At 69.5% G+C, this 17,784-nt stretch carries 24 protein-coding genes; 14 read left to right on the top strand and 10 right to left on the bottom strand.

Annotated features, from left to right (window positions below; genetic code table 11):
* Window positions 1-239: 239 nt before the first annotated feature.
* Both ABFJ78_RS45595 and ABFJ78_RS45600 read left to right on the top strand, forming a co-directional pair.
* Window positions 240-662, top strand: a complete 423-nt coding sequence (locus ABFJ78_RS45595) for a MarR family winged helix-turn-helix transcriptional regulator (RefSeq protein WP_436393687.1) — start codon at window positions 240-242, stop codon at window positions 660-662.
* Complete coding sequence (locus tag ABFJ78_RS45600) at window positions 659-1,261, top strand: NADPH-dependent FMN reductase (protein WP_436393688.1); 603 nt, start codon at window positions 659-661, stop codon at window positions 1,259-1,261. The genes ABFJ78_RS45595 and ABFJ78_RS45600 overlap by 4 nt, the downstream gene beginning before the upstream one ends.
* Window positions 1,262-1,298: 37 nt before the next feature.
* On the opposite strand, the gene ABFJ78_RS45605 is transcribed toward ABFJ78_RS45600, so the two are convergent.
* Complete coding sequence (locus ABFJ78_RS45605; protein ID WP_436393689.1) at window positions 1,299-1,547, bottom strand: hypothetical protein; 249 nt, start codon at window positions 1,545-1,547, stop codon at window positions 1,299-1,301.
* A gap of 521 nt (window positions 1,548-2,068) precedes the next feature.
* Here ABFJ78_RS45605 and ABFJ78_RS45610 point away from each other — a divergent pair.
* The 5 genes from ABFJ78_RS45610 (at window position 2,069) to ABFJ78_RS45630 (ending at window position 6,140) form a co-directional block, all read left to right on the top strand.
* The gene (locus ABFJ78_RS45610) at window positions 2,069-2,869 is read left to right on the top strand and encodes an alpha/beta fold hydrolase (RefSeq protein ID WP_436393690.1); all 801 of its coding nucleotides are present in this window, start codon (window positions 2,069-2,071) and stop codon (window positions 2,867-2,869) included.
* Window positions 2,863-3,651: a MerR family transcriptional regulator gene (locus ABFJ78_RS45615; protein ID WP_436393691.1), complete on the top strand. Its 789-nt coding sequence runs from the start codon at window positions 2,863-2,865 to the stop codon at window positions 3,649-3,651. The genes ABFJ78_RS45610 and ABFJ78_RS45615 overlap by 7 nt, the downstream gene beginning before the upstream one ends.
* 210 nt (window positions 3,652-3,861) lie before the next feature.
* Entirely contained in the window at window positions 3,862-4,518 is a 657-nt protein-coding gene (locus tag ABFJ78_RS45620) for an FG-GAP repeat domain-containing protein (protein ID WP_086678512.1), read from the top strand.
* A gap of 382 nt (window positions 4,519-4,900) precedes the next feature.
* Window positions 4,901-5,416 carry a hypothetical protein gene (locus ABFJ78_RS45625; RefSeq protein WP_436393692.1) on the top strand — a complete coding sequence of 172 codons (516 nt, stop codon included), beginning with the start codon at window positions 4,901-4,903 and terminating at the stop codon, window positions 5,414-5,416.
* Window positions 5,417-5,699: 283 nt separating this feature from the next.
* Window positions 5,700-6,140, top strand: a complete 441-nt coding sequence (locus tag ABFJ78_RS45630; RefSeq protein ID WP_436393693.1) for a hypothetical protein — start codon at window positions 5,700-5,702, stop codon at window positions 6,138-6,140.
* Between the two features lie 353 nt (window positions 6,141-6,493).
* On the opposite strand, the gene ABFJ78_RS45635 is transcribed toward ABFJ78_RS45630, so the two are convergent.
* The 4 genes from ABFJ78_RS45635 to ABFJ78_RS45650 all read right to left on the bottom strand — a co-directional run bounded on the left by ABFJ78_RS45635 (window position 6,494) and on the right by ABFJ78_RS45650 (window position 8,740).
* A complete protein-coding gene (locus tag ABFJ78_RS45635) occupies window positions 6,494-6,991 on the bottom strand; it encodes a ParB/Srx family N-terminal domain-containing protein (protein ID WP_436393694.1) in 498 nt (165 codons plus the stop codon).
* 263 nt (window positions 6,992-7,254) lie between these two features.
* Window positions 7,255-7,824, bottom strand: a complete 570-nt coding sequence (locus ABFJ78_RS45640; protein ID WP_436393695.1) for a hypothetical protein — start codon at window positions 7,822-7,824, stop codon at window positions 7,255-7,257.
* Window positions 7,825-7,996: 172 nt separating this feature from the next.
* Entirely contained in the window at window positions 7,997-8,392 is a 396-nt protein-coding gene (locus tag ABFJ78_RS45645) for an Imm7 family immunity protein (RefSeq protein ID WP_436393696.1), read from the bottom strand.
* 75 nt (window positions 8,393-8,467) lie between these two features.
* Window positions 8,468-8,740 carry a hypothetical protein gene (locus ABFJ78_RS45650; protein WP_436393697.1) on the bottom strand — a complete coding sequence of 91 codons (273 nt, stop codon included), beginning with the start codon at window positions 8,738-8,740 and terminating at the stop codon, window positions 8,468-8,470.
* A gap of 76 nt (window positions 8,741-8,816) precedes the next feature.
* Between ABFJ78_RS45650 and ABFJ78_RS45655 the strand changes: the two genes are divergently transcribed.
* Entirely contained in the window at window positions 8,817-9,218 is a 402-nt protein-coding gene (locus tag ABFJ78_RS45655) for a hypothetical protein (RefSeq protein WP_436393698.1), read from the top strand.
* A 78-nt stretch (window positions 9,219-9,296) separates the two neighbouring features.
* Window positions 9,297-10,145: a class I SAM-dependent methyltransferase gene (locus ABFJ78_RS45660; protein ID WP_436393699.1), complete on the top strand. Its 849-nt coding sequence runs from the start codon at window positions 9,297-9,299 to the stop codon at window positions 10,143-10,145.
* 249 nt (window positions 10,146-10,394) lie between these two features.
* Here the strand turns inward: ABFJ78_RS45660 and ABFJ78_RS45665 are convergent, their stop codons facing one another.
* Window positions 10,395-11,108: a TetR/AcrR family transcriptional regulator gene (locus tag ABFJ78_RS45665; protein WP_436393700.1), complete on the bottom strand. Its 714-nt coding sequence runs from the start codon at window positions 11,106-11,108 to the stop codon at window positions 10,395-10,397.
* Window positions 11,109-11,187: 79 nt separating this feature from the next.
* Between ABFJ78_RS45665 and ABFJ78_RS45670 the strand changes: the two genes are divergently transcribed.
* The 3 genes from ABFJ78_RS45670 to ABFJ78_RS45680 all read left to right on the top strand — a co-directional run bounded on the left by ABFJ78_RS45670 (window position 11,188) and on the right by ABFJ78_RS45680 (window position 13,554).
* Window positions 11,188-12,300 carry an FAD-dependent oxidoreductase gene (locus tag ABFJ78_RS45670; RefSeq protein ID WP_436393701.1) on the top strand — a complete coding sequence of 371 codons (1,113 nt, stop codon included), beginning with the start codon at window positions 11,188-11,190 and terminating at the stop codon, window positions 12,298-12,300.
* Window positions 12,301-12,353: 53 nt separating this feature from the next.
* A complete protein-coding gene (locus ABFJ78_RS45675; protein ID WP_436393702.1) occupies window positions 12,354-13,103 on the top strand; it encodes an NAD(P)-dependent oxidoreductase in 750 nt (249 codons plus the stop codon).
* An 88-nt stretch (window positions 13,104-13,191) separates the two neighbouring features.
* Window positions 13,192-13,554 (top strand): HPF/RaiA family ribosome-associated protein, encoded by a 363-nt coding sequence (locus tag ABFJ78_RS45680; RefSeq protein ID WP_436393703.1) that lies wholly within the window; start codon window positions 13,192-13,194, stop codon window positions 13,552-13,554.
* 45 nt (window positions 13,555-13,599) lie between these two features.
* Here ABFJ78_RS45680 and ABFJ78_RS45685 read toward each other — a convergent pair whose 3' ends face one another.
* Genes ABFJ78_RS45685 through ABFJ78_RS45695 form a run of 3 tightly spaced genes read right to left on the bottom strand, consistent with a single transcriptional unit; the run spans window position 13,600 to window position 14,955 of the window.
* A complete protein-coding gene (locus ABFJ78_RS45685; RefSeq protein WP_436393704.1) occupies window positions 13,600-13,893 on the bottom strand; it encodes a muconolactone Delta-isomerase family protein in 294 nt (97 codons plus the stop codon).
* Window positions 13,894-13,895: 2 nt separating this feature from the next.
* On the bottom strand, window positions 13,896-14,243 hold the full coding sequence (locus tag ABFJ78_RS45690) for an SgcJ/EcaC family oxidoreductase (protein ID WP_436393705.1): 348 nt from the start codon (window positions 14,241-14,243) through the stop codon (window positions 13,896-13,898).
* 4 nt (window positions 14,244-14,247) lie between these two features.
* Window positions 14,248-14,955: an SDR family NAD(P)-dependent oxidoreductase gene (locus ABFJ78_RS45695; RefSeq protein WP_436393706.1), complete on the bottom strand. Its 708-nt coding sequence runs from the start codon at window positions 14,953-14,955 to the stop codon at window positions 14,248-14,250.
* Window positions 14,956-15,073: 118 nt separating this feature from the next.
* Here ABFJ78_RS45695 and ABFJ78_RS45700 point away from each other — a divergent pair, with 118 nt between their 5' ends.
* Window positions 15,074-16,024 carry a LysR family transcriptional regulator gene (locus ABFJ78_RS45700; RefSeq protein ID WP_436393707.1) on the top strand — a complete coding sequence of 317 codons (951 nt, stop codon included), beginning with the start codon at window positions 15,074-15,076 and terminating at the stop codon, window positions 16,022-16,024.
* Here the strand turns inward: ABFJ78_RS45700 and ABFJ78_RS45705 are convergent.
* Window positions 15,975-16,763, bottom strand: a complete 789-nt coding sequence (locus ABFJ78_RS45705; RefSeq protein ID WP_436393708.1) for an SDR family NAD(P)-dependent oxidoreductase — start codon at window positions 16,761-16,763, stop codon at window positions 15,975-15,977. The two genes, ABFJ78_RS45700 and ABFJ78_RS45705, sit on opposite strands and share 50 nt — an antisense overlap.
* A gap of 87 nt (window positions 16,764-16,850) precedes the next feature.
* Between ABFJ78_RS45705 and ABFJ78_RS45710 the strand changes: the two genes are divergently transcribed.
* Window positions 16,851-17,753: a LysR family transcriptional regulator gene (locus ABFJ78_RS45710; protein WP_436393709.1), complete on the top strand. Its 903-nt coding sequence runs from the start codon at window positions 16,851-16,853 to the stop codon at window positions 17,751-17,753.
* Window positions 17,754-17,784 lie beyond the last annotated feature (31 nt).

Below are 17,784 nucleotides of genomic sequence, written 5' to 3' on the forward strand. Positions count from 1 at the left end.
CCATCGGCCGGCCAGCTCTTCGCCGAAACATGGGCCTCGGCATAGGCCAGTACCGCGTCGCGGTGGTATGCCGCGTATTCCTCGCTGGTCATCGGATCGAGCCGGACCTCCGCCATGGCCACCCTTCTTCTCGCACTGCAGGTCGCGTACAACATATCGGCGGATGGTCTGTTCACATCTGAACTGTTCACATCTATACTATCGAGATGGGCACGCAACCACCTCTGCAACGAGACCTCATGCGGTACCTGCACCGGGCGGCGTTGCTGAGCGAACGAGCAGGCGATCGCCGGTTCCAGCAGCGGATCGGCATCGGACGAACCCTGTTCCTCGTGCTGCGGTCGATCGCCGACGCCGGCGAAGTCCCCCCGTCGCAACAGGAGATCGCCGATCTCCTGAGCCTGACGAAGGGCGCGGTCAGCCGCCACATCGAGACTGCCCGGCAACGCGGGTGGCTGGCCGTCTCGGCCTCGTCCACGTCTCGTCGTGAACACGCGTTGACCCTGACCCCCGCAGGCCGGTCCCTCGTGCAGGAAGGTCTGGCCGTGCAACGCGAATACGAGCGACTCGGCGGCGAGCACATGACCGACGCCGCCATGTCCACCACGATCGAAACCCTGAAGACATTGTGCGAACTCCTGGAGACCGAGGAGCGGCGATGAGAATCGAGGTCATCCTCGGCAGCACCCGGCCCGGACGCCTCGGCGACCGCGTCTGCCGGTTCATCATGAACCGCGCAGCCCTCATCGACGGCGCCGAGTTCGCCCTGCTCGACCTCGCCGACCACCCGATGCCGTTCTTCGACGAGCCACTCGCACCCCTGGCCAACCCCGACCGCCGGCCGTCGGCGGCCGTGAAGGCTTGGCTCGCGGCCATGGCGGCCGCCGACGCCTACGTCTTCGTGACACCCGAGTACAACCACGCACCACCGGCAGCGCTGAAGAACGCCCTGGACTTCCTCTCCACCGAAGCCGCGGGCAAACCCGCGTCGATCGTGTCGTACTCCACCACCGCACACGGCGGGACCCTCGCCGGTCAGCAGCTGCGGCTGGCGCTCAGCAAAGCAGGGATGCTCCCACTGGTCAAAAGCCTTCCCGTCGCCCACGCCGACCGGCTCATCGGACCCACCGGCGAACTGACCGAGCGATCCGATCGGGCACGCCGTGTCGCCGAGTTCGCTTCGGCATCCCTGCGCGACCTCGCAACGCACACCCGGGCACTCAAGACAGTCAACAAAGCTGCCGGTCAGGCAACCAGGTAAACCATCCGACCAGCCGCGCCGCCGGCTGACACGTGTGTCACTCCAGCGCGGCTAGCTCGGCTTCGATGTCTTCCAGCAAGGGATGGTCGGCGTCGACAGCAGTCACCTGCTCCCTCGCTCTGACCAGCTGCCCGAGGGCCCGTTCCGCGCGGTCGTCGGCAATGTCGACGCGGGCGGCGTGAAGCAGAGCGACGGCCAGGCCGATCCGGTTGTTACGCTTCTCGTGGTAGTCGATCGCCTCGCCGAGTGCGGCGCGGGCTTCAGCGAACCGGTGGGCTGCGGCCATCCGCCAGTCGGCACAGCGACGTCGTTCCGGTTGTTGTGTTCGCCCTCGCGAGCACAGCCACCAGCGCGTCGGCGGCGGATCTTTGGCTCGATTTCCATTCTTGTCGTAGAAACTGATTCCGACCGCCGCGCCGGCGGACACAATGCCGCGCAGGACGACACACGGACACGTACGGTCACCATCTGAACACCGGTCGAGTATCGAACTAGTCGACCATTGGGATGAACCAGGCAAGACGGGCATGAAGCGGGCCCCGGATCAGGTACCTGCGACGTCTTCCCCTTCGACTGAAAGCTCGCCCTTTGTGCTCGTGAAGTCGAGAATCGATGGCCCGGCCCGGCCCCTGAAGCGTGACATGGACGTGCCTGGCCGGGCGGCGAAAGCACGGCTTTCAGACCGACGGAGCGGACTTCGCCTCGAAGGCCCAGCGCCCGGTTGGTACGCGCGCTCATGCCGACGAGCGGACGTCGCCCGCTGCCGCCTTGACCCTGACGCAAGGTCAACCCCGCAGGATGACTGCCATGACCACAAAGGCCAGCCGGTTCGAAGTCCACCACGACGGCGTCACGATCCCGGTCTCCCGTGGCGGCCGGGGACAGCCGCTGGTCCTGTGTCCCGGGCTCCTCACCACCCAGGCCGACCTGCACGAGCTGATCGACCTGCTGCGCCGGGACCACGACGTGGTGACCTTCGACCTCAGGGGCCACGGGCTCTCCTCGCCCGCCGACCGGTACACCTTCGAGGCCTTCCTCGGCGACCTCGGCGCCGTCGTGACGGCGCTGGGACATCGCTCGCCGCTTCTCGTGGGACATTCGCTGGGCGCGGATCTGGCCGTGCACTACGCCGCCGCGCATCCCGGCGCGGTGGCCGGACTCGTTCTCGTCGACGGCGCGAACCCGGTGCCCGAACAGTTCGTCACCGACGCCGACCTGCCGGACTTCCGCGCGATGGCGGAGAAACTGCAGCACGAGCTCAAGCGGGCCAAGGACACCCCGCGTCAGGTGCTCCTGACCGCGCAAGACTTCCTGGACCTCAACCTCGAGATCGAGGTGGTGCGCTCCGGCATCCTCGACCGGTACCGGGAGATCGACCGCCCGATCCACATGATCATGTCGACCACAATGGCGGGCAACAGCACTGATGCGCGAACGCGGTGGCGCAACCAGAACTGGCGGGCCGGCATCGAGCGCCTCGTGCGCGAGCGGCCGCACGTCGCCACGTCGTGGCTCGACGCCGACCACCGGCTCGTCGTCACCCACGCTCCGGAGATCGCCCGGCTGATCCACGATACGCGGACACCGAGGACACTGGACCGATGCTGACCATCGGCGAACTGGCGTCGTACGCGGGAGTCACCGTGCGCACGGTGCGGCACTACCACGCCAAAGGGCTGCTACCCGAACCCGAGCGCGACCACTCCGGCTACCGCCGGTACGACGCCGGCGCCGTGGTCGAGCTGATCAGGATCAGAACCCTCGCCGACGCAGGAGTCCCGCTGTCGCGGGTCAGGGAGTTGCTCCAGGCCGGCGACGAGGAGTTCGGCGCGGCGGTCACCGACATCGACAAGCGGCTGCGGGCGGAAATCCGGCAGCGGCAGCGGCATCGCGAGCGGATCCGCCGCCTCGCCTCCGGAGACAGCCTGGCGCTGCCCGCCGAGGTGGTCCAGATCCTCGACCGGCTGCGCGCGCTCGGCGTCGACGAGCGGATCGTCCGGGTCGAACGGGACGGCTGGATCCTGCTCGCCGCGCACTCACCCGAGCGGATCCCCGAGTGGGCGGCGCGCAAGCGGACGCAGATCACCGACCCCCCGCTCATCGACTTCTACCTGACCTTGGGACAGGCCCTCGACCGAGCCGACAGCGATCCGGAACTGGTCCACCTGGCCGACAAGCTGGCCGCCTACATCACGCACATGGCCGAGGACGGTGGCAGCGACACCGACGTCGAGCCACCGTTCGCCGAACTGATGGACACCCTGGCCTTCGACACCGCCCCGCCGGCTCGCCGGCTGGTCCAGCTGCTGAGAACGCGCGGCTGGACCGGCTGGACGAGGCTCGAACACGTGGACCCGACACCAGCCGAAGGCGCCACCCGGCATCGGTGAGGGACCCTCCCTTGTGCCGCGACGCAGCTCGACAACGTTCGCTCATGCCGCTGACAGTCTTTCGTCTGGCTGCACCCGCAGGCGCGCACACGCTCCAGGTTGCGTTTGTGTGGCAAATCACACCCGCGCTGCACGCGGGACGGGGTTGTCCGTCTTCCCGTGGAGAGCACATCCGGCGAACACATCGCCGATGACTGGAGGGAGCTTTCCATGTACCGCAAGGGAATCGTTCGCACGATCACGCTGACCGGCCTCGCTGCCGCACTGGGCCTCGTCGGTGCCGCACCGGCACTGGCCGCGCCGGCCGGCGAACCGATCTTCACGTCCGCAGACCTCAACGGCGACGGGACACGCGACACCGTGATCTCGCGACCGGCCATCAACGGCAAGCAAGTGATTTCGGCGACCGTGAACGGCAAGCGCACGGCGATCGTCCTGCCCGCGGACCCCTGGTTCGGCATCGTGGCACCGCGGGTGGCCGACCTCGACGCCGACGGCCGGGCGGAGCTGCTCGTCGCGACGACGTTGGGCGCCAACACGGCGTTCTTCGCCGTGCTGGACTTCGACGGCCGGAACCTGACCCAGGTCGTCGGCGCGGACAACAAGCCGTTCGAAGTCGCGGAGGGAGGCGGAATCGCCGCGCACGTCGGTTACATGTGCATGGCTCCGGGTGGCAACCGGTTGTTCGTGACGGTGGTTTCCTCGGCGGACGACATCAGCGCTCCCGCCGGCGAAATCACGTACACGGGCACGCGCACGATCTACAGCCTGCGCGCCGGCGCGCTGACAGTACTGGAGCAGGACGCGATCACAAGCCGCCCACTGGCAGACCCGGTGACCATGGTGGACGCGGCGAGCTGCGTCTGAGGTCTGTTCTCCCGATCAGCGTACGGCTTCGCCGACTCACGCAGGGCCCTGGGTGCAGGTGGCGTTTTTCCCGCCACCTGCACCTGGCGCATTTACCGTCGACTGGTCTTGGGGACCACGCGGGTCGTGCCCGGCCACTGTTGTGCCGACAATCGCCTGCGCCCGCTTCCGGGTCCGGCTCGAACGGCGACGTCGTCATGCCACGGGCATACCTGCGACCGGCGTTGTGGAAGTATCTGCGCACTCCGCCACCGGTTACGTTCCCGTCCGACTCGCCATGCTGGGACATCGTCTTCCCTAGGATCGGGCGATGAGCTTTCCTCACACTGACCCGAAGCGGTACGAAGGGCTGCGATCCCACGTAGAGCACCATCTCGGGCCGGTGACGCACGGGCAGAGCCCGAAGGGGCCAGACGGGCGCAACCGGGGGTTCGCTCTCGGCTTCCACACACACCCGCGGCGGCGGATGGTCTCCGCGGCGACCACTGGTGTGCGGTTCCAGCAGATCGATGCCTCGCTGCCGCAGGAGTTCGTCGTGTCCGCCGTGCCCGAGCACGTGGACGAAGCCGGATATCTCGCGCACGTCATCGCCGGCGAGGCGATCGGGCGCCGTCGGGGCTACGCCTACGGCGGTGGCTACGTGAACGCCGAACCCCTGATTCCCGGCACCGGCATCGCGTTCCTGCTCGCCGCGCCACACCCGTTCGCCGGCGAGGAGTTCGACCTCTACCGCGACGACCGAGGCGAACCCGCGCTGCGCTTCATCACCCTGCTTCCCTGCACCCTCGACGAATTCACCTTCGTCCGCGAACACGACGGCGACCCCGCAGCGCTCTTCGACGTCTGGGAGTCCCGTGAGACCGACATCCTCGACCTCTACCGGGAATCGGCCGTATGACACCGGACAGGCGCGCAGGGCGCGATTTCATGGTGGAACGTGTAGCTGCCGACATGACCTCGCACCCCGAGAGGGCAGCGAATCCCCTGACACGTACGAGTCGGATAGCACTCCCACACCCTCGACTGGCGCGCACGTACAGGTCCGGATGGTCTCGTTTGCCAGCTCTTGTGGGACCCCCGCGGCGGCGGCAGTCGAACGTCCGGTCATGCCGATGAGCGTGCTGGTTTGACTGCCTGACGTGACCGCACCTCGTCCGCCCGCCCGGCTACTCTCTGATCTCATGGGCGCACCGGATCTCATCGCGATCGACCACGACACCTACCACGCCGAGCATGTCGGCCGCACGGCTGACGGTCGGCAATTCTTCCTGACCACGCCGTTCGAATCGGCTGCGAAAGGCCCGGGGAACGAGTTCGTTGCCCTGTTCCTGTTCGATCAATCCGGACGGTTACTGGAAGCCAAGATCGACGAGTTCGGGCCGCGAGCCCAAATGGATCGGGACCGCCGCCAGAGTCGATATGAGGCCAGACTGCGGGAACTTGGCCAGGTCACTTTCACTCGAATCGAGGTCGCACCCTTCGCTGTCGAGCGGTTCGGCACCACCTTCGGTCTCATCCCCCGGCCCGGCGACGAGGAGGACGATCCGTGGTGGGTGGTGCTACGTCCAGGCAACTACATGGCGTTCACCGAGCCCTGGGACAGCGGCAGGTACGACACTTGAGCGGCAAGGCCCTGGGGGTGCGGCGACGCTGTCCACACCGCCTTCCCGACCGGCGGTAACGACGCGAACGCCGCCCTGCTGCGCCGCTACCTGACCTAGGTGTTCTGTCCGGGGAGGTTTCGAGTACGGCGTGAAAGCTGTGCGCCACAGCCTTGACGCGCTCTCCACCCTTGCCCGACAACCGAAATCGGCCTGACATTGCGATCCGCGACGCACGCACATGCCGAAGAGCGAGCACCTCGAGCCCACGCAGCGCGGTCATGATCTCCATAGCAGTTCACGACGCCGACGAGCGCGGGATAGTGCCCCGGCAAAGTGTGCTTCTTCGCATTGACGGAACACTCCTGAACACCTCATCGCCAGCTCGGTTTACCGATGAGGATTTCAGTGACACCGGCGTCGCGCATGGCACGTATGCGGTGCTGGCCACCGTCGATGACGAACCGCGAATCGGCTTCTTCGCGAATCAGGATCGGGTTCTTGACCAGACTCGTCAACGCCTGCAATGGCCATCCGCCCATCCCGTCCGCACGAGCAGCGTCATGTACTTCCCGGCAAAGCTGGTAGTTGTGCTCCACGCCCGTCGCCTTGGCTTGAGCGATCAACCGGACCGCTGTCCTGATGACCGCATGCCAGTCCCCACCGTGATACCAGCAGCAATTCCGCACGCCGGCAACATCGGATCGCTCGCGAGTAGGCGTCTCACCGCCCGCCGCGTCGCGCATGCAGTCCTCGTGCCAAGGCAACTCTCGAGGCACCTGGCCCATCGGCATCAAGACATAATGAACCCAATAGATCAACGGGCTGGTCTGCTCGCCCACGAACTCGTCCCTGTGCTGTTCGTCGTCCACCCACCGAGCATGCCGCAACGCGACGCTCACGCGGGCTCGGCCGATCAGCCGAGTGGCGCGGGCCGTGTCGGCCGGCTCGAACTGCTAGGCGGCCACAGTGGCTTTGGCACCACCGCCGAGCACCGCGCCGATCTTCATCACCGAACATCGTAGTCGGCCGAGGGGGGCTCCGTTCGGTATCACTGACCGCGTCGCGGTACACGTCTCGGATCGAATACCAGCCTATGGCGACAGGGCAACGCGCGCTCTTGCCACTGGGCGAGTCACACCTGGCCCGCGCCTGTCGCGGACACCACCAACGAAATCGGCCAGCGAACCTCCGCCGGCCCGTCCCTCGTTCGTAGGCGCGCAAGAACCTCCAGCCACTCCTCCGTCAGCCGCCCGCCGGTGGCGATGCAGCACCGCACCATCGACGCAACGTCGTGGTTCGCGGAGCCCGGGTCACTATCCCGCTCCCAGAGCTTCAGCGCGTGCAACGCCGCCCGGCGCGACACATCCGGGTTCGACGAGTACCAGTGCCCGCCCATCCTGGCCACCGGCGGCTCGCCAGGCGCAGGCAGGCGGTGACCGAGCCTCTTCTGCCGCACGCGGAAGCCGACGTACGAAACCGCCTCGGCACGCCACGCCACTCGACTGGCCTCCAACGCCTCCAAGGCCCGCACCAGAGCCGTTTCATGCCGCTGATACGGACCGGCCAGCTCACCGAGAAAGCTCAGCGTCGCCCGGTAGCCGATCGGGTGATACAGGTGCACACACGAACACAACGCCGCGACCCGCCGGCCGTGCGCCAACCGTCCATCACGCACCCTGCGTGCCCGCTCGGTGAACCCCACCGGTCGACACTACCGGTCCAGTGCCGTTCGGACGTCCATTCGCCCACTCGCGACGCACATACCGATGAAGAGATGAGCAACCCCGGTGGAATCACCCGTCGGGCTAGGCGGATGGGGCGGCGGCCGGGTCAGCGCACTCTCATGCCGAAAAGCGGGAGTGTGGTCGTGATGGTCAGCTCATGTCCGCATCTTCCAGCGTGGGGATCACCGGTGAGAGCAGGTGGTCCGCATGCTCGGTGACCGTGCCCCGGACCAGCCGATGGACACGGAAACTCAGCATATGCTCCGGGTCTTCGTTGTCGTAGACGTACAGCAGCCCGTATGACCCCGGCGCAAGCCGCCCGACTTCGGCGAACAAGTCGATCACCGCTCGACCGTGTTGCCCACGGCGGTTCGGGTTTCCGCCGAGGTGGATGTAGTACGTGCCATTCATCGGTTGAAGATCCATCAGCGCGTAATCGGCGGATTCATCGACCAAGGCCTCGATCTCACCGAGGCGAAGTGGTGGTTCGTCGTCAAGCGCTTCAGCCGTCGAGCGAAGCGTGATCCACCCGTGGTACTCGAACATGGCGAAAGCCTAACCATGCGAACATCCGCTCAACCCGCTCACCGCACCGTTGCGGTTGTACGCCGATTTCGCAGATCAGTCGTGGTGCATCGGGCGCGAGCGCAGTTCTGCTCCTTGGTCGATCGAGCGCAGGGCATCAAATGGCGTACTGCCTGTCGCCTCGGCGAGGGCCGTGACAGCCGCCGCCGCCAGCGCGGTCAGGTTCAACGCTGCCATCAGTGCGTTCTCCCGGACGGCGGCCTCGGTGATGTTGTGGACCTCCGCGTCCTCGTCGGCAAGATAGGCCGCTACGCCTTCGACCGCGGCACGGCGTATGGCCGCCCGGGTCTTTCGTTCGCTGCTCGGCACTCGACCAGTTTCCTCGGTGGGCTTGCGTCCGGTTACGCTGAGGTCCCGCGACTCAAGGGGACGCTAGGGTCGCGGGGTGACCGCCGAGAACATCGACTGGGGTGGACAGCGCGAGGGCGAACCGACACAAGCGGAACTTGCCTTCGCGACCTCACTGAACGCGCTGCTTCCACGACTGGACTACTGGTTGCACGCCGACGATGACGGCACTCCCTGGCTCCTGGTGTCCTTGGATCTCATCGAGGGACGTACCGTCAGCGCGACGCTTCGCTTGGACTTCGACGGCCGTGGCATCCGCGGTGGCTGGAGTCCGTCGTGTCTCAACTGGGACGACGGGGTGAGAGCCGAGGAGGCGCTGATCGACCTGACGGGGCCCGACGGCCTGGTTTTCCCGGCGAACGGGGCGTCAGTCGAGGACCTGGCCCGCCACGCTGCGGAGTGGTTCACCCGGCCGAAGAAGGGACAGTGGGCCGGCTAGCGCAGCTTGCGCGTTGCTCACGAACGTCACCGATTCATGATGCCCGGTCATGCCGACGAGCGGAGATAGGGTGATTCGATGCACCCGGAAACGCGGCTCCGGCACGCCTCGTCCTTCGGCGCGGCGGCGATCGCCTACGCCGAGCACCGTCCGGATTATGCCTCGGCCGCGGTGCGCTGGGCGCTGGAACCCGCGGCCGGCTCGCGGGTGCTGGATCTCGGGGCCGGTACCGGCAAGCTGACCGGTACCCTGGTCGCCCTGGGTGCCGACGTCACCGCGGTCGAACCCGACCCGGCGATGCTGGCCGAACTGCGCCGTGTGCTGCCGGGTGTCGATGCCCTGGCGGGTAGTGCCGAGGCGATTCCCTTGCCGGACGCGTCGGTCGATGCCGTCCTGGCCGGCAATGCTTTGCACTGGTTCGACATGGCGGTGGCCGGGCCGGAGATGGCCCGGGTTCTCAGGCCCGGCGGCGTCCTGGCCGGCCTGTGGAACGTCCTGGACGATCGGGTGGCCTGGGTCGCCGGACTCGGGCGGATCAGCGGCAGCGCGGCCATCGGTCCGCGCGACACTTTCGGCAACTGGCGCGCCGCGACCACGGGCTTGCACGTTCCCGGCGCCGGCGAGGTCGCTCGGTTCGGCTCAGCCGAGCAAGCCGAGTTCACGCATGGGCAGGTTCGCACCGCCGACACCTTGGTCGCGACGATCGCGACGCGCGCGGGTGTGCTGGTCATGCCGGAGCGGGAACGAGAGGCCACGCTCGGCCGGATCCGTGCTTTCCTCGCGTGCAGACCGGAAACGACCAGCGGCGAGTTCACCCTCCCGATGTTGACGGGCGTGGTGCGCGTCAAGCGGTTGGGACAATCCACCACACGATCGACAAGCGACGGCCGCCGTGGTCGAGGGCTCCCTGGTGGAAGTTCGGTGTGACGCCCTCGGCGATGCGGAACCCGGCCACCCACCCGCCGGTGCGCCGGGCCGCTTCGTGGCACATCACGCGGAACTCGCGGAGGCCGGTCCTCGCGTGACCGTACACCGGGACGCGTCAGGGCTTCTTGCCCCAGAGCGGCAGCTTGGCCGGGTCGTACGGCCGCACCGTGATCGGCACAGCGCCACGCAAGATGCCTTCCTCGATGAGTCGGCACAGGACCGAGCGGGCCGCCTTTCGGGCTGGTGGGACTACCGCCGCGTGAGGTTGTCGATCAGCAAGCCGAGCGTGAACTCGAACCGGTCGTGGCCGCTTCCCGATGTCAGCTCCGCCGCATAACGGCGGGTCTGCGGAAACGTCTCCGCCGGCAGCGCGGAGAACCGGCTCACCAGTTCCTCGCGGCCGAGGACCCACTCGTCGTCCGGGTGTTTCCGCCGCTGCTGGACCAGCGACTGCTCCAGCGCGTACGCACTGACGTAAAGGGACAACGCGTCGAGAGCCCACGCCGCGGTCCGCGGCTCGATTCCACCGGCCAGCAGGATCGCGAAGAGCCGCTCGCGGACCCGCAACGCGTCGAGGTTGGTGGGGACCATGCCCAGCGCCGCCCGGGAAACTCCGGGGTACTTCAGGTACTGGTCGCGGATCTGCGTGTACGCGTCGAGGATCTGCGTCCGCCACCTGGCCGGGTCCGGTTCGGGCAGCACGAGCTCGGCGCAGAGCCGGCCGACGAGCAGGTCGTCGATGTCGTCCTTGGTGACGATGTGCGCGTACAGCGAGGACGGCCCGGTGCCCAGCACCGCGGCGACCCGGCGGATGGTCAGCGCGTCGTAGCCCTCGGTCGCCACCACCTGCAGGGCAGCGTCCGTGATCCGGTCGACCGTGATCGGCTTCTTGGGCGACGCCGTGGCGGCACCGGCGTGCCGGGCTGCCCGGCGTCGCCGGGGGTCGGAAGGCATGCCGGTCACTATAGCTTGAAGCGAACTTAGTTCGAGTGGTAGAACTTAGTTCGTAATCGACGAACTAAGTTCGTGAAGGAGGTGCGTGATGCGAGTTTCCATCGCGGGCGCCGGGCTGGGCGGACTGTGCCTGGCCCAGGGCCTGCGCCAGGCCGGGATCGAGGCCGACGTCCACGAGCGCGACCCCGCGATCACCGCGCGGTTCCAGGGCTACCGGCTCGTGCTGAACCCGGCCGGGCTGGCCGCCCTGCGAGGCTGCCTGCCGCCACGCTGGCACCCGCTGCTGGACGCGGTCGTCGGCGACGCCTACGGCGAGCGGCTGGTCCTGGACCCGCGGCTGAACAAGATCGGCGAGCTCGGCCCCGGCCGGACCGGGACCGTGGCCGACCGGCAGGTGCTGCGGCACCTGCTGCTGACCGGGCTAACCGTGCGCACCGGGGCCGCGCTGACCAGCTACGACGTGCTCGACGACGGCCGGGTCGAAGCCCATTTCGCGGAGAGCGACCCGCTGGTCGCCGACCTGCTCGTCGGGGCCGACGGCGTCGGCTCCGCCGTCCGCGCGGTGCTGTCGCCGCGGACCACCCCGACCGACACCGGCGTCCGGTTCGTCATCGGCCGCACGCCGCTGACCGAGCAGTTCGCCGGGTTGGAGCGGGCGTTCGGCTCGAAGATCGCCGGAGCCGGCGTGAGCCTGCTGCTCGGCGCGATGCGCTTCCGCACCCCGCCGAAGGAAGCGGCCGAAGCACTGGCGCCCGAGGTGACCCTGCCCGACGTCCGCGACTACGTGCGCTGGGCCATGATCCTGCCGCCGGACGGCTCGGTCGGCGCCGCGACCCCGCAGGAGGCCGTACTGGCCAGGACCGAGGGCTGGCACCCGGACCTGCGGGCGCTCATCGAGCAGTCCGATCCGGACAACAGCACCCTGCTGTCCATCCGGGTGGTCGAGCCCCGCGAGCGCTGGGCGCCCGGCCCGGTCACGCTGCTCGGCGACGCCATCCACGCCACCTCCCCGACCGGCGGCAACGGCGCGAACACCGCCCTGCGCGACGCCGACCTGCTGCGCCGCTGCCTGATTGAGAGCCGCGGAAGCCTCCTCGACGCGGTCGGCGACTACGAGCGGCAGATGTTCGAGTACGGCGCCGAGGCCGTGCGCCACAGCCTCGGCGCGCTTCCCGACTTCGTCCCGCAACCGGCCGGCTGACGGCCCGGTTCGCCGGTTCCGGCGAGTGGCACGCGTCACGTCACGGGGACGGGGTGGCCGGCATCTTGTGGTCGCCCACCTCTCCGGAAAGGACGAACGCCATCCGTATCGCGATCTTCGGCGCCGCCGGGCCGACCGGGCGCCTGCTCATCGACCGCGCCCTCGCCGCCGGCCACCACGTCACCGCCGTCACCCGGCGTCCGGGCTCGATTCCGGCGCACCACGACCAGCTCCGGATCGTCGGTGCCGACGTGTTCGACCCGGACGCCGTCGGCACCGCCGTGACCGGGCAGGACGCGGTGTTGTCGGCCTTGGGGGTGCCCGCCGGGAAAGCGCCGATCACGACCTACTCCCAAGGCACCGCCACCATCATCACCGCGATGCGCCGGCACGACGTGCGCAGGCTCGTCGTGGTCAGTTCGAGCGGCGTCGACCCGCGGCCGTACCCCGACGGCGGCTTCCTGTTCAACCGGGTGCTCCTGCCCTACGTGACGCGGGTGCTCGGCAAGACGCTCTACGACGACATGCGGCGCATGGAAGCACTCGTCCGCGCCAGCGGTCTGGAGTGGACGGTCGTGCGGCCGAGCGGGCTGTACCACCTGCCCGCGGCGACGAGCTACACGCTCGCCGACGGCCACGCCGACGGGAGGTTCACCGCGCGCGTCGACCTCGCGGCGAGCATGCTGGACCTGGTGGAGGGCAACCGATACGCCGGGCGCACGGTCAGCGTCATCACCACCACCGGCAATCCCACCCTGCTCGCATGGTTCCGCGCCAACGCACGCGGCAAGGACAGAAGCTGAAACCCGGCGGACAGGCCGCCGGGTTTGAGCCGGCCAAGACCGTGGTACTGACCGGGTTCACCGCTGTCCCCGGCTTTGGAGGGTGCTCGTGCAGATCCAGGTCAACACCGACCACAACATCCCCGGTGGCGAAGGACTGGCCACCTACGTGACCACCGAACTGGAGAACAGCCTCTCCCGGTTCGGCGGATGGTTGACCCGGGTGGAGGTGCACCTCAGCGAGGACGGCGGCAGCAAGCCGGAAGACAAGAAGTGCGTGATCGAGGCCCGGCCGGGCGGCAAGCAACCCGTCGCGGTCACCCACCACGCGACCACTGTGGACGACGCCTACAGCGGCGCGGCCCACAAACTGGGGCGGCTGCTGGATTCCCGGTACACGCGCGCCCACGACCACAAGGGCAGCGACAGCATCCGGCACATGCCGCCTCCGGAAGACGAGCCGCAGGTCTGATCGAAGCCCCGCCCACCGGCCGTGACCGGCGGGCGGGGCTTCCGCTCAGCGCCCGCCCGGGTCGCTCGGATGCGGCTTCACCGGCGTCACCGTCACCGCCATCCACGCGTGCAACGGCATCGACTCGAGCACCGCCTGCAGTTCTCCCTCGTCCGTGGCCGCGAACAACCCGATCGTGTGCCACTCCCCCGGTCCCTCGGGCGGCTTCCACAACCGCAGGATGTGGCCCTGCGCCGCCAGCTCGCGGCTCCGCGCCGCCTCGCGACGGCGCGTGTCCGCCACCTCTTCGTCCGAAGTTCCCGGCGGGACCGTGGTCCTCATGTCGACGAGGAATTCCATCGTCAGAGCCTCGAGACCTGGTAGTGGGCGATCAGCCAGTCATCGCCGACCCGACGGACGACCACGCTCAGGTGCACCGACAGCGTCGGCCGGTCCGTGAAGCCGAAGTCGACCGCCGCGTAGCCCAGGACCACGTCCTCCGCCAGCCGGCGGGACTCCACGATCCGGTAGTCCGCGGTCATGCCGAGCGGCTGCGAGTCGTAGTACGCGGCCACGCCGTCGCGGCCCACGCTGTACGGGTGCAGGCCCTGGAAGATCGCGTCTTCGGTGAAGACCGCCGCCACACGCTCGGGCTCGTGCGCGTCGACCGCCGACTTCCAGGCGTCCAGCACTCCGGTCAGGATGTCCATGGCGTCAGTGTCCCGCGCTCTGGCCGCCGTCAACGTGCAGGATCTCGCCCGTCACGAACGGCGCGCCCTCCAGGTAGACGACCGCGTCGACGATGTCGCCGGTGTCGCCGATCCGTCCGACCGGGTGCAGGCCCGCGAGCGCTTCGTGCGTCGACTCCGGGTGCATCGGGGTACGGATGATGCCCGGCGACACGGCGTTCACGCGGACACCGCGTGTCGCGTACTCGATCGCGAGGGACTTCGTGACCGCGTTCAGCCCGCCCTTGGTCAGCGACGCCAGCGCCGACGGCACGGCGCTGTTCGCGTGGTCGGTCAGGCTGGTCGTGACGTTGACGACGTGCCCGCCGCCGACCTCGAGCATCGCGGCGATGGCGTGCTTCGTGACCTCGAAGAAGCCGCGCAGGTTCACGCCGGTCGCCAGCTCGTAGTCGGCGTCGGTGTACTCGGTGAACGGCTTCGCGATGAAGACGCCGGCGTTGTTCACCAGCGTGTCGACGCGGCCGAACGTCGCCAGGGCCTGCTCGATGACGCGGGCGCCGACCGCCGGGTCGGCGATGTCGCCCGCCACGGTCAAGATCCCGGCGTCGCCCGACGGGGTGATGGATCGCGAGTTCGCGACCACGGCGTAGCCGAGCTTCCGGTACGCCTCGACCACGGCCGCGCCGATGCCCTGCGAGGCACCGGTGACGACCGCGACCTTCTGGGTGCTCATGAAACCTCCTGGTGGGATGTGGTTCCTGAGCCGAGGATGTGCCCGTCCGCCGCGGTCCGCCACGACCGGTTCGCTCTCAGCTGGGAGCCCGGACCTCCCACCGCACTAAGCTCCCGGTATGGAGCTACGCCAGCTTCGGTACTTCGTGGCCGTCGCCACAGAACTGAACTTCGGCCGGGCCGCGGAGCGGTTGCGCATCGCCGGGCCCTCGCTGTCCCAGCAGATCAAGGCGCTCGAACGCGACCTCGGCGTGCGGCTGTTCGACCGCGACCGCCGCTCGGTCACCCTCACCGAATGCGGCGAGTCGCTGCTGCCACAGGTCCGCGCGCTGCTGGAGCAGGCCGACGCGCTGCGCCGCTCGGCGGCCGGGATCGCCGCGCGCGAGCCGGTGCGGCTGGGGTACGTCAGCTGGCGGCCCGCCGACCTGCTCGACCGCGTCGCCGGCGTCGCGCACCTGCACGTCGACACGTGGGTGCTGCCCTCGCACGCCCAGCTGCAGCGGGTCGCCGACCGGAGCCTCGACCTGGCGATCTGCTGGGCGCGGGCCGCCGACCTGGCCGAGCACGGCCTCGAAGCCCGCCTGCTCGGCGTCGACCGGCTCCACGCGTTCGGCACCGGCACGCGGACCGCCGAGGTCCGGGCGAAGGACGTCGTCGTGCTGATCGACGCCGACACCGCCAGCTGGGCGTCGTGGAACGCCTACGCCGAGGAGTTCGCCTCGGCCACCGGCGCCGAGGTGGTGCGCGTCGAGGAGGGCGGGTCGACGGGGCCGGCGTTCTTCGACCACGTCCGCCGCCTGCGGCGCCCGGTGCTCAACAACCCGAAGGGCCAGACGACACCGGCCCCGCCGGATCTCGCGCGCCGCCCGGTGGCCGGCCCGGCGCCGTTCTGGACGTGGTCGCTGGTGTCGCGGCGCGACGAGACGCGCGCGCCGGTCCTCGCGGCCATCGAGGCCCTCACCCGGGACGTCGGCTCGCCGGACCTCGGGTGGCTGCCCGCCGACGACCCGCACGCGGCGCTCAGCCGAACGCCCGCACCGCCACGTCCTGCCAGTCGTTCCACGTCTTGAGCCGGGCCTGGTACTCCTCGGTGACCGCGGCGAGGGACTTGCCGAGGAACATCCGCAGCGGCGGGTCGGCGGCGTCGACGAGCTCGAGGATCGCCGCCCGGGTGGCGTGCGGGTCGCCGACGTCCCAGTGGCCCTCGCCGGCGGCCGGGTAGTCCGGGTTCGGGGTGCTCCGGCGCGAGCCGACGTCGAGCCACTCGGTGGCGTACGGCCCGGGCTCCAGGTTGGTGACGTGGATGCCGAATTCGGCGACTTCCTGCGCCAGGGACTGGGAAAGCCCTTCCAGCGCCCACTTCGACGCGTGGTAGGCGCCGATGCCAGGGAACGCGGTCACGCCGCCCTCGCTGGTGACCTGCACGATGTGGCCGTGGCGCTGGGCGCGCAGGATCGGCAGGGCCGCCTGGGTGACCCAGAGGGCGCCGAAGAAGTTCGTCTCCAGCTGGGCGCGGACGTCGTCTTCGGTGAGTTCCTCGACGCGGCCGAAGTGCCCGTAGCCGGCGTTGTTGACGACGACGTCGAGCCCGCCGAAGTGGTCCGCGGCCTGGCGGACGGTCGCGAACGCGGCGGCGCGGTCGGTGACGTCGAGGCGGAGCGGGAGGACGGCGTCGCCGTACTTTTCGACGAGGTCGCCGAGCTGCTCGGGGTGCCGCGCGGTCGCGGCGACCCGGTCGCCCCGGTCGAGGGCGGCTTCGGCCCAGTGGCGGCCGAAGCCCTTCGAAGATCCTGTGATGAACCAAATCATGCTTCCATGCTGCGCTCGGTCTCCCATGAGCACCAGCGATGCCTTTTCATGGAAGCCATGCGATCTCGTCATGGCTAGGCTGGCGGCATGAGCGAAGTGACGCTGACCGGCTTGCGGGTCGTCCGCGAGGTCGCGGCGACCGGCTCGTTCACGGCGGCGGCCGCGTCCCTGGGCTACACGCAGTCGGCGATCTCGCGGCAGGTGGCGATGATGGAGGCGGCCGCGGGCACGGCGTTGTTCGAGCGGCACGCGCGAGGGGTGCGCCCGACGCCGGCCGGCGCGGCGCTGGCCCGGCACGCCGCCACCGCGCTCGCGGTCGTCGACACGGCGGAGCAGGAACTGGCCGGCCTGCGCGACCGGCTGGCGGGCCGGCTGTCGGTCGGCGCGTTCCCGGCCGCGGCGGCGGTCCTGGTCCCTCGCGCGCTGGCCGTCCTGCGGACCCGGCACCCCGGGCTGGTCGTCACGCTGGACGAAGGGGCGACGCCGGCGTTGCTCGCCCGCCTGCGCGGCGGCCGCACGGAGGTGGTGGTGATCGGCGTCGGCGAGGGGTTGCCGGGCTACGACCTCGCGGGCCTGCACCAGGACGTGCTGACGGAGGACGACCTGCGCGTCGCGGTGCCGGCCGGGCACCGGCTCGCCCGGCACCGGCGGGTCGAGGTGGCCGATCTGACCGAGGAGACGTGGATCGTCGGCCGCGGCGGCCGGGGCGAGCCGCAGTTCGGCGCGTGGCCGACGCTGTCCGAGCCGCGGGTCGGCTGGGCGGTCCGGAGCTGGACGACCCGGCTGGGCCTGGTGGGGGCCGGGCTGGGGATCGCGCTGCTGCCGGGCGTCGCGGCGGCGTCGGTGCCGGACGGGGTCGTGGTGGTCGCGGTCGAGGACCCGGCGTGGCGCGGCCGGAGCGCGGTGGTGGTCACCCGGCCGGGGCGTTCGGCGGGTGCTACCGCCGTGGTCGAGGCACTCCGGGAGCAGGCCGCCGAACTGCGCGGCTGACAGCGGGGGACGAAACCTGCCCACCCACGAC

This window comes from Amycolatopsis sp. MEPSY49, assembly GCF_051337345.1.
GTDB lineage: Bacteria > Actinomycetota > Actinomycetes > Mycobacteriales > Pseudonocardiaceae > Amycolatopsis.

Coding starts and splice junctions, on each gene's coding strand:
- ABFJ78_RS45595 (WP_436393687.1), top strand. CDS start 240: ATGCGGTACCTGCACCGGGCGGCGTTGCTGAGCGAACGAGCAGGCGAT.
- ABFJ78_RS45600 (WP_436393688.1), top strand. CDS start 659: ATGAGAATCGAGGTCATCCTCGGCAGCACCCGGCCCGGACGCCTCGGC.
- ABFJ78_RS45605 (WP_436393689.1), bottom strand. CDS start 1,547: ATGGCCGCAGCCCACCGGTTCGCTGAAGCCCGCGCCGCACTCGGCGAG.
- ABFJ78_RS45610 (WP_436393690.1), top strand. CDS start 2,069: ATGACCACAAAGGCCAGCCGGTTCGAAGTCCACCACGACGGCGTCACG.
- ABFJ78_RS45615 (WP_436393691.1), top strand. CDS start 2,863: ATGCTGACCATCGGCGAACTGGCGTCGTACGCGGGAGTCACCGTGCGC.
- ABFJ78_RS45620 (WP_086678512.1), top strand. CDS start 3,862: ATGTACCGCAAGGGAATCGTTCGCACGATCACGCTGACCGGCCTCGCT.
- ABFJ78_RS45630 (WP_436393693.1), top strand. CDS start 5,700: ATGGGCGCACCGGATCTCATCGCGATCGACCACGACACCTACCACGCC.
- ABFJ78_RS45645 (WP_436393696.1), bottom strand. CDS start 8,392: ATGTTCGAGTACCACGGGTGGATCACGCTTCGCTCGACGGCTGAAGCG.
- ABFJ78_RS45660 (WP_436393699.1), top strand. CDS start 9,297: ATGCACCCGGAAACGCGGCTCCGGCACGCCTCGTCCTTCGGCGCGGCG.
- ABFJ78_RS45670 (WP_436393701.1), top strand. CDS start 11,188: ATGCGAGTTTCCATCGCGGGCGCCGGGCTGGGCGGACTGTGCCTGGCC.
- ABFJ78_RS45685 (WP_436393704.1), bottom strand. CDS start 13,893: ATGGAATTCCTCGTCGACATGAGGACCACGGTCCCGCCGGGAACTTCG.
- ABFJ78_RS45690 (WP_436393705.1), bottom strand. CDS start 14,243: ATGGACATCCTGACCGGAGTGCTGGACGCCTGGAAGTCGGCGGTCGAC.
- ABFJ78_RS45695 (WP_436393706.1), bottom strand. CDS start 14,955: ATGAGCACCCAGAAGGTCGCGGTCGTCACCGGTGCCTCGCAGGGCATC.
- ABFJ78_RS45700 (WP_436393707.1), top strand. CDS start 15,074: ATGGAGCTACGCCAGCTTCGGTACTTCGTGGCCGTCGCCACAGAACTG.
- ABFJ78_RS45705 (WP_436393708.1), bottom strand. CDS start 16,763: ATGATTTGGTTCATCACAGGATCTTCGAAGGGCTTCGGCCGCCACTGG.
- ABFJ78_RS45710 (WP_436393709.1), top strand. CDS start 16,851: ATGAGCGAAGTGACGCTGACCGGCTTGCGGGTCGTCCGCGAGGTCGCG.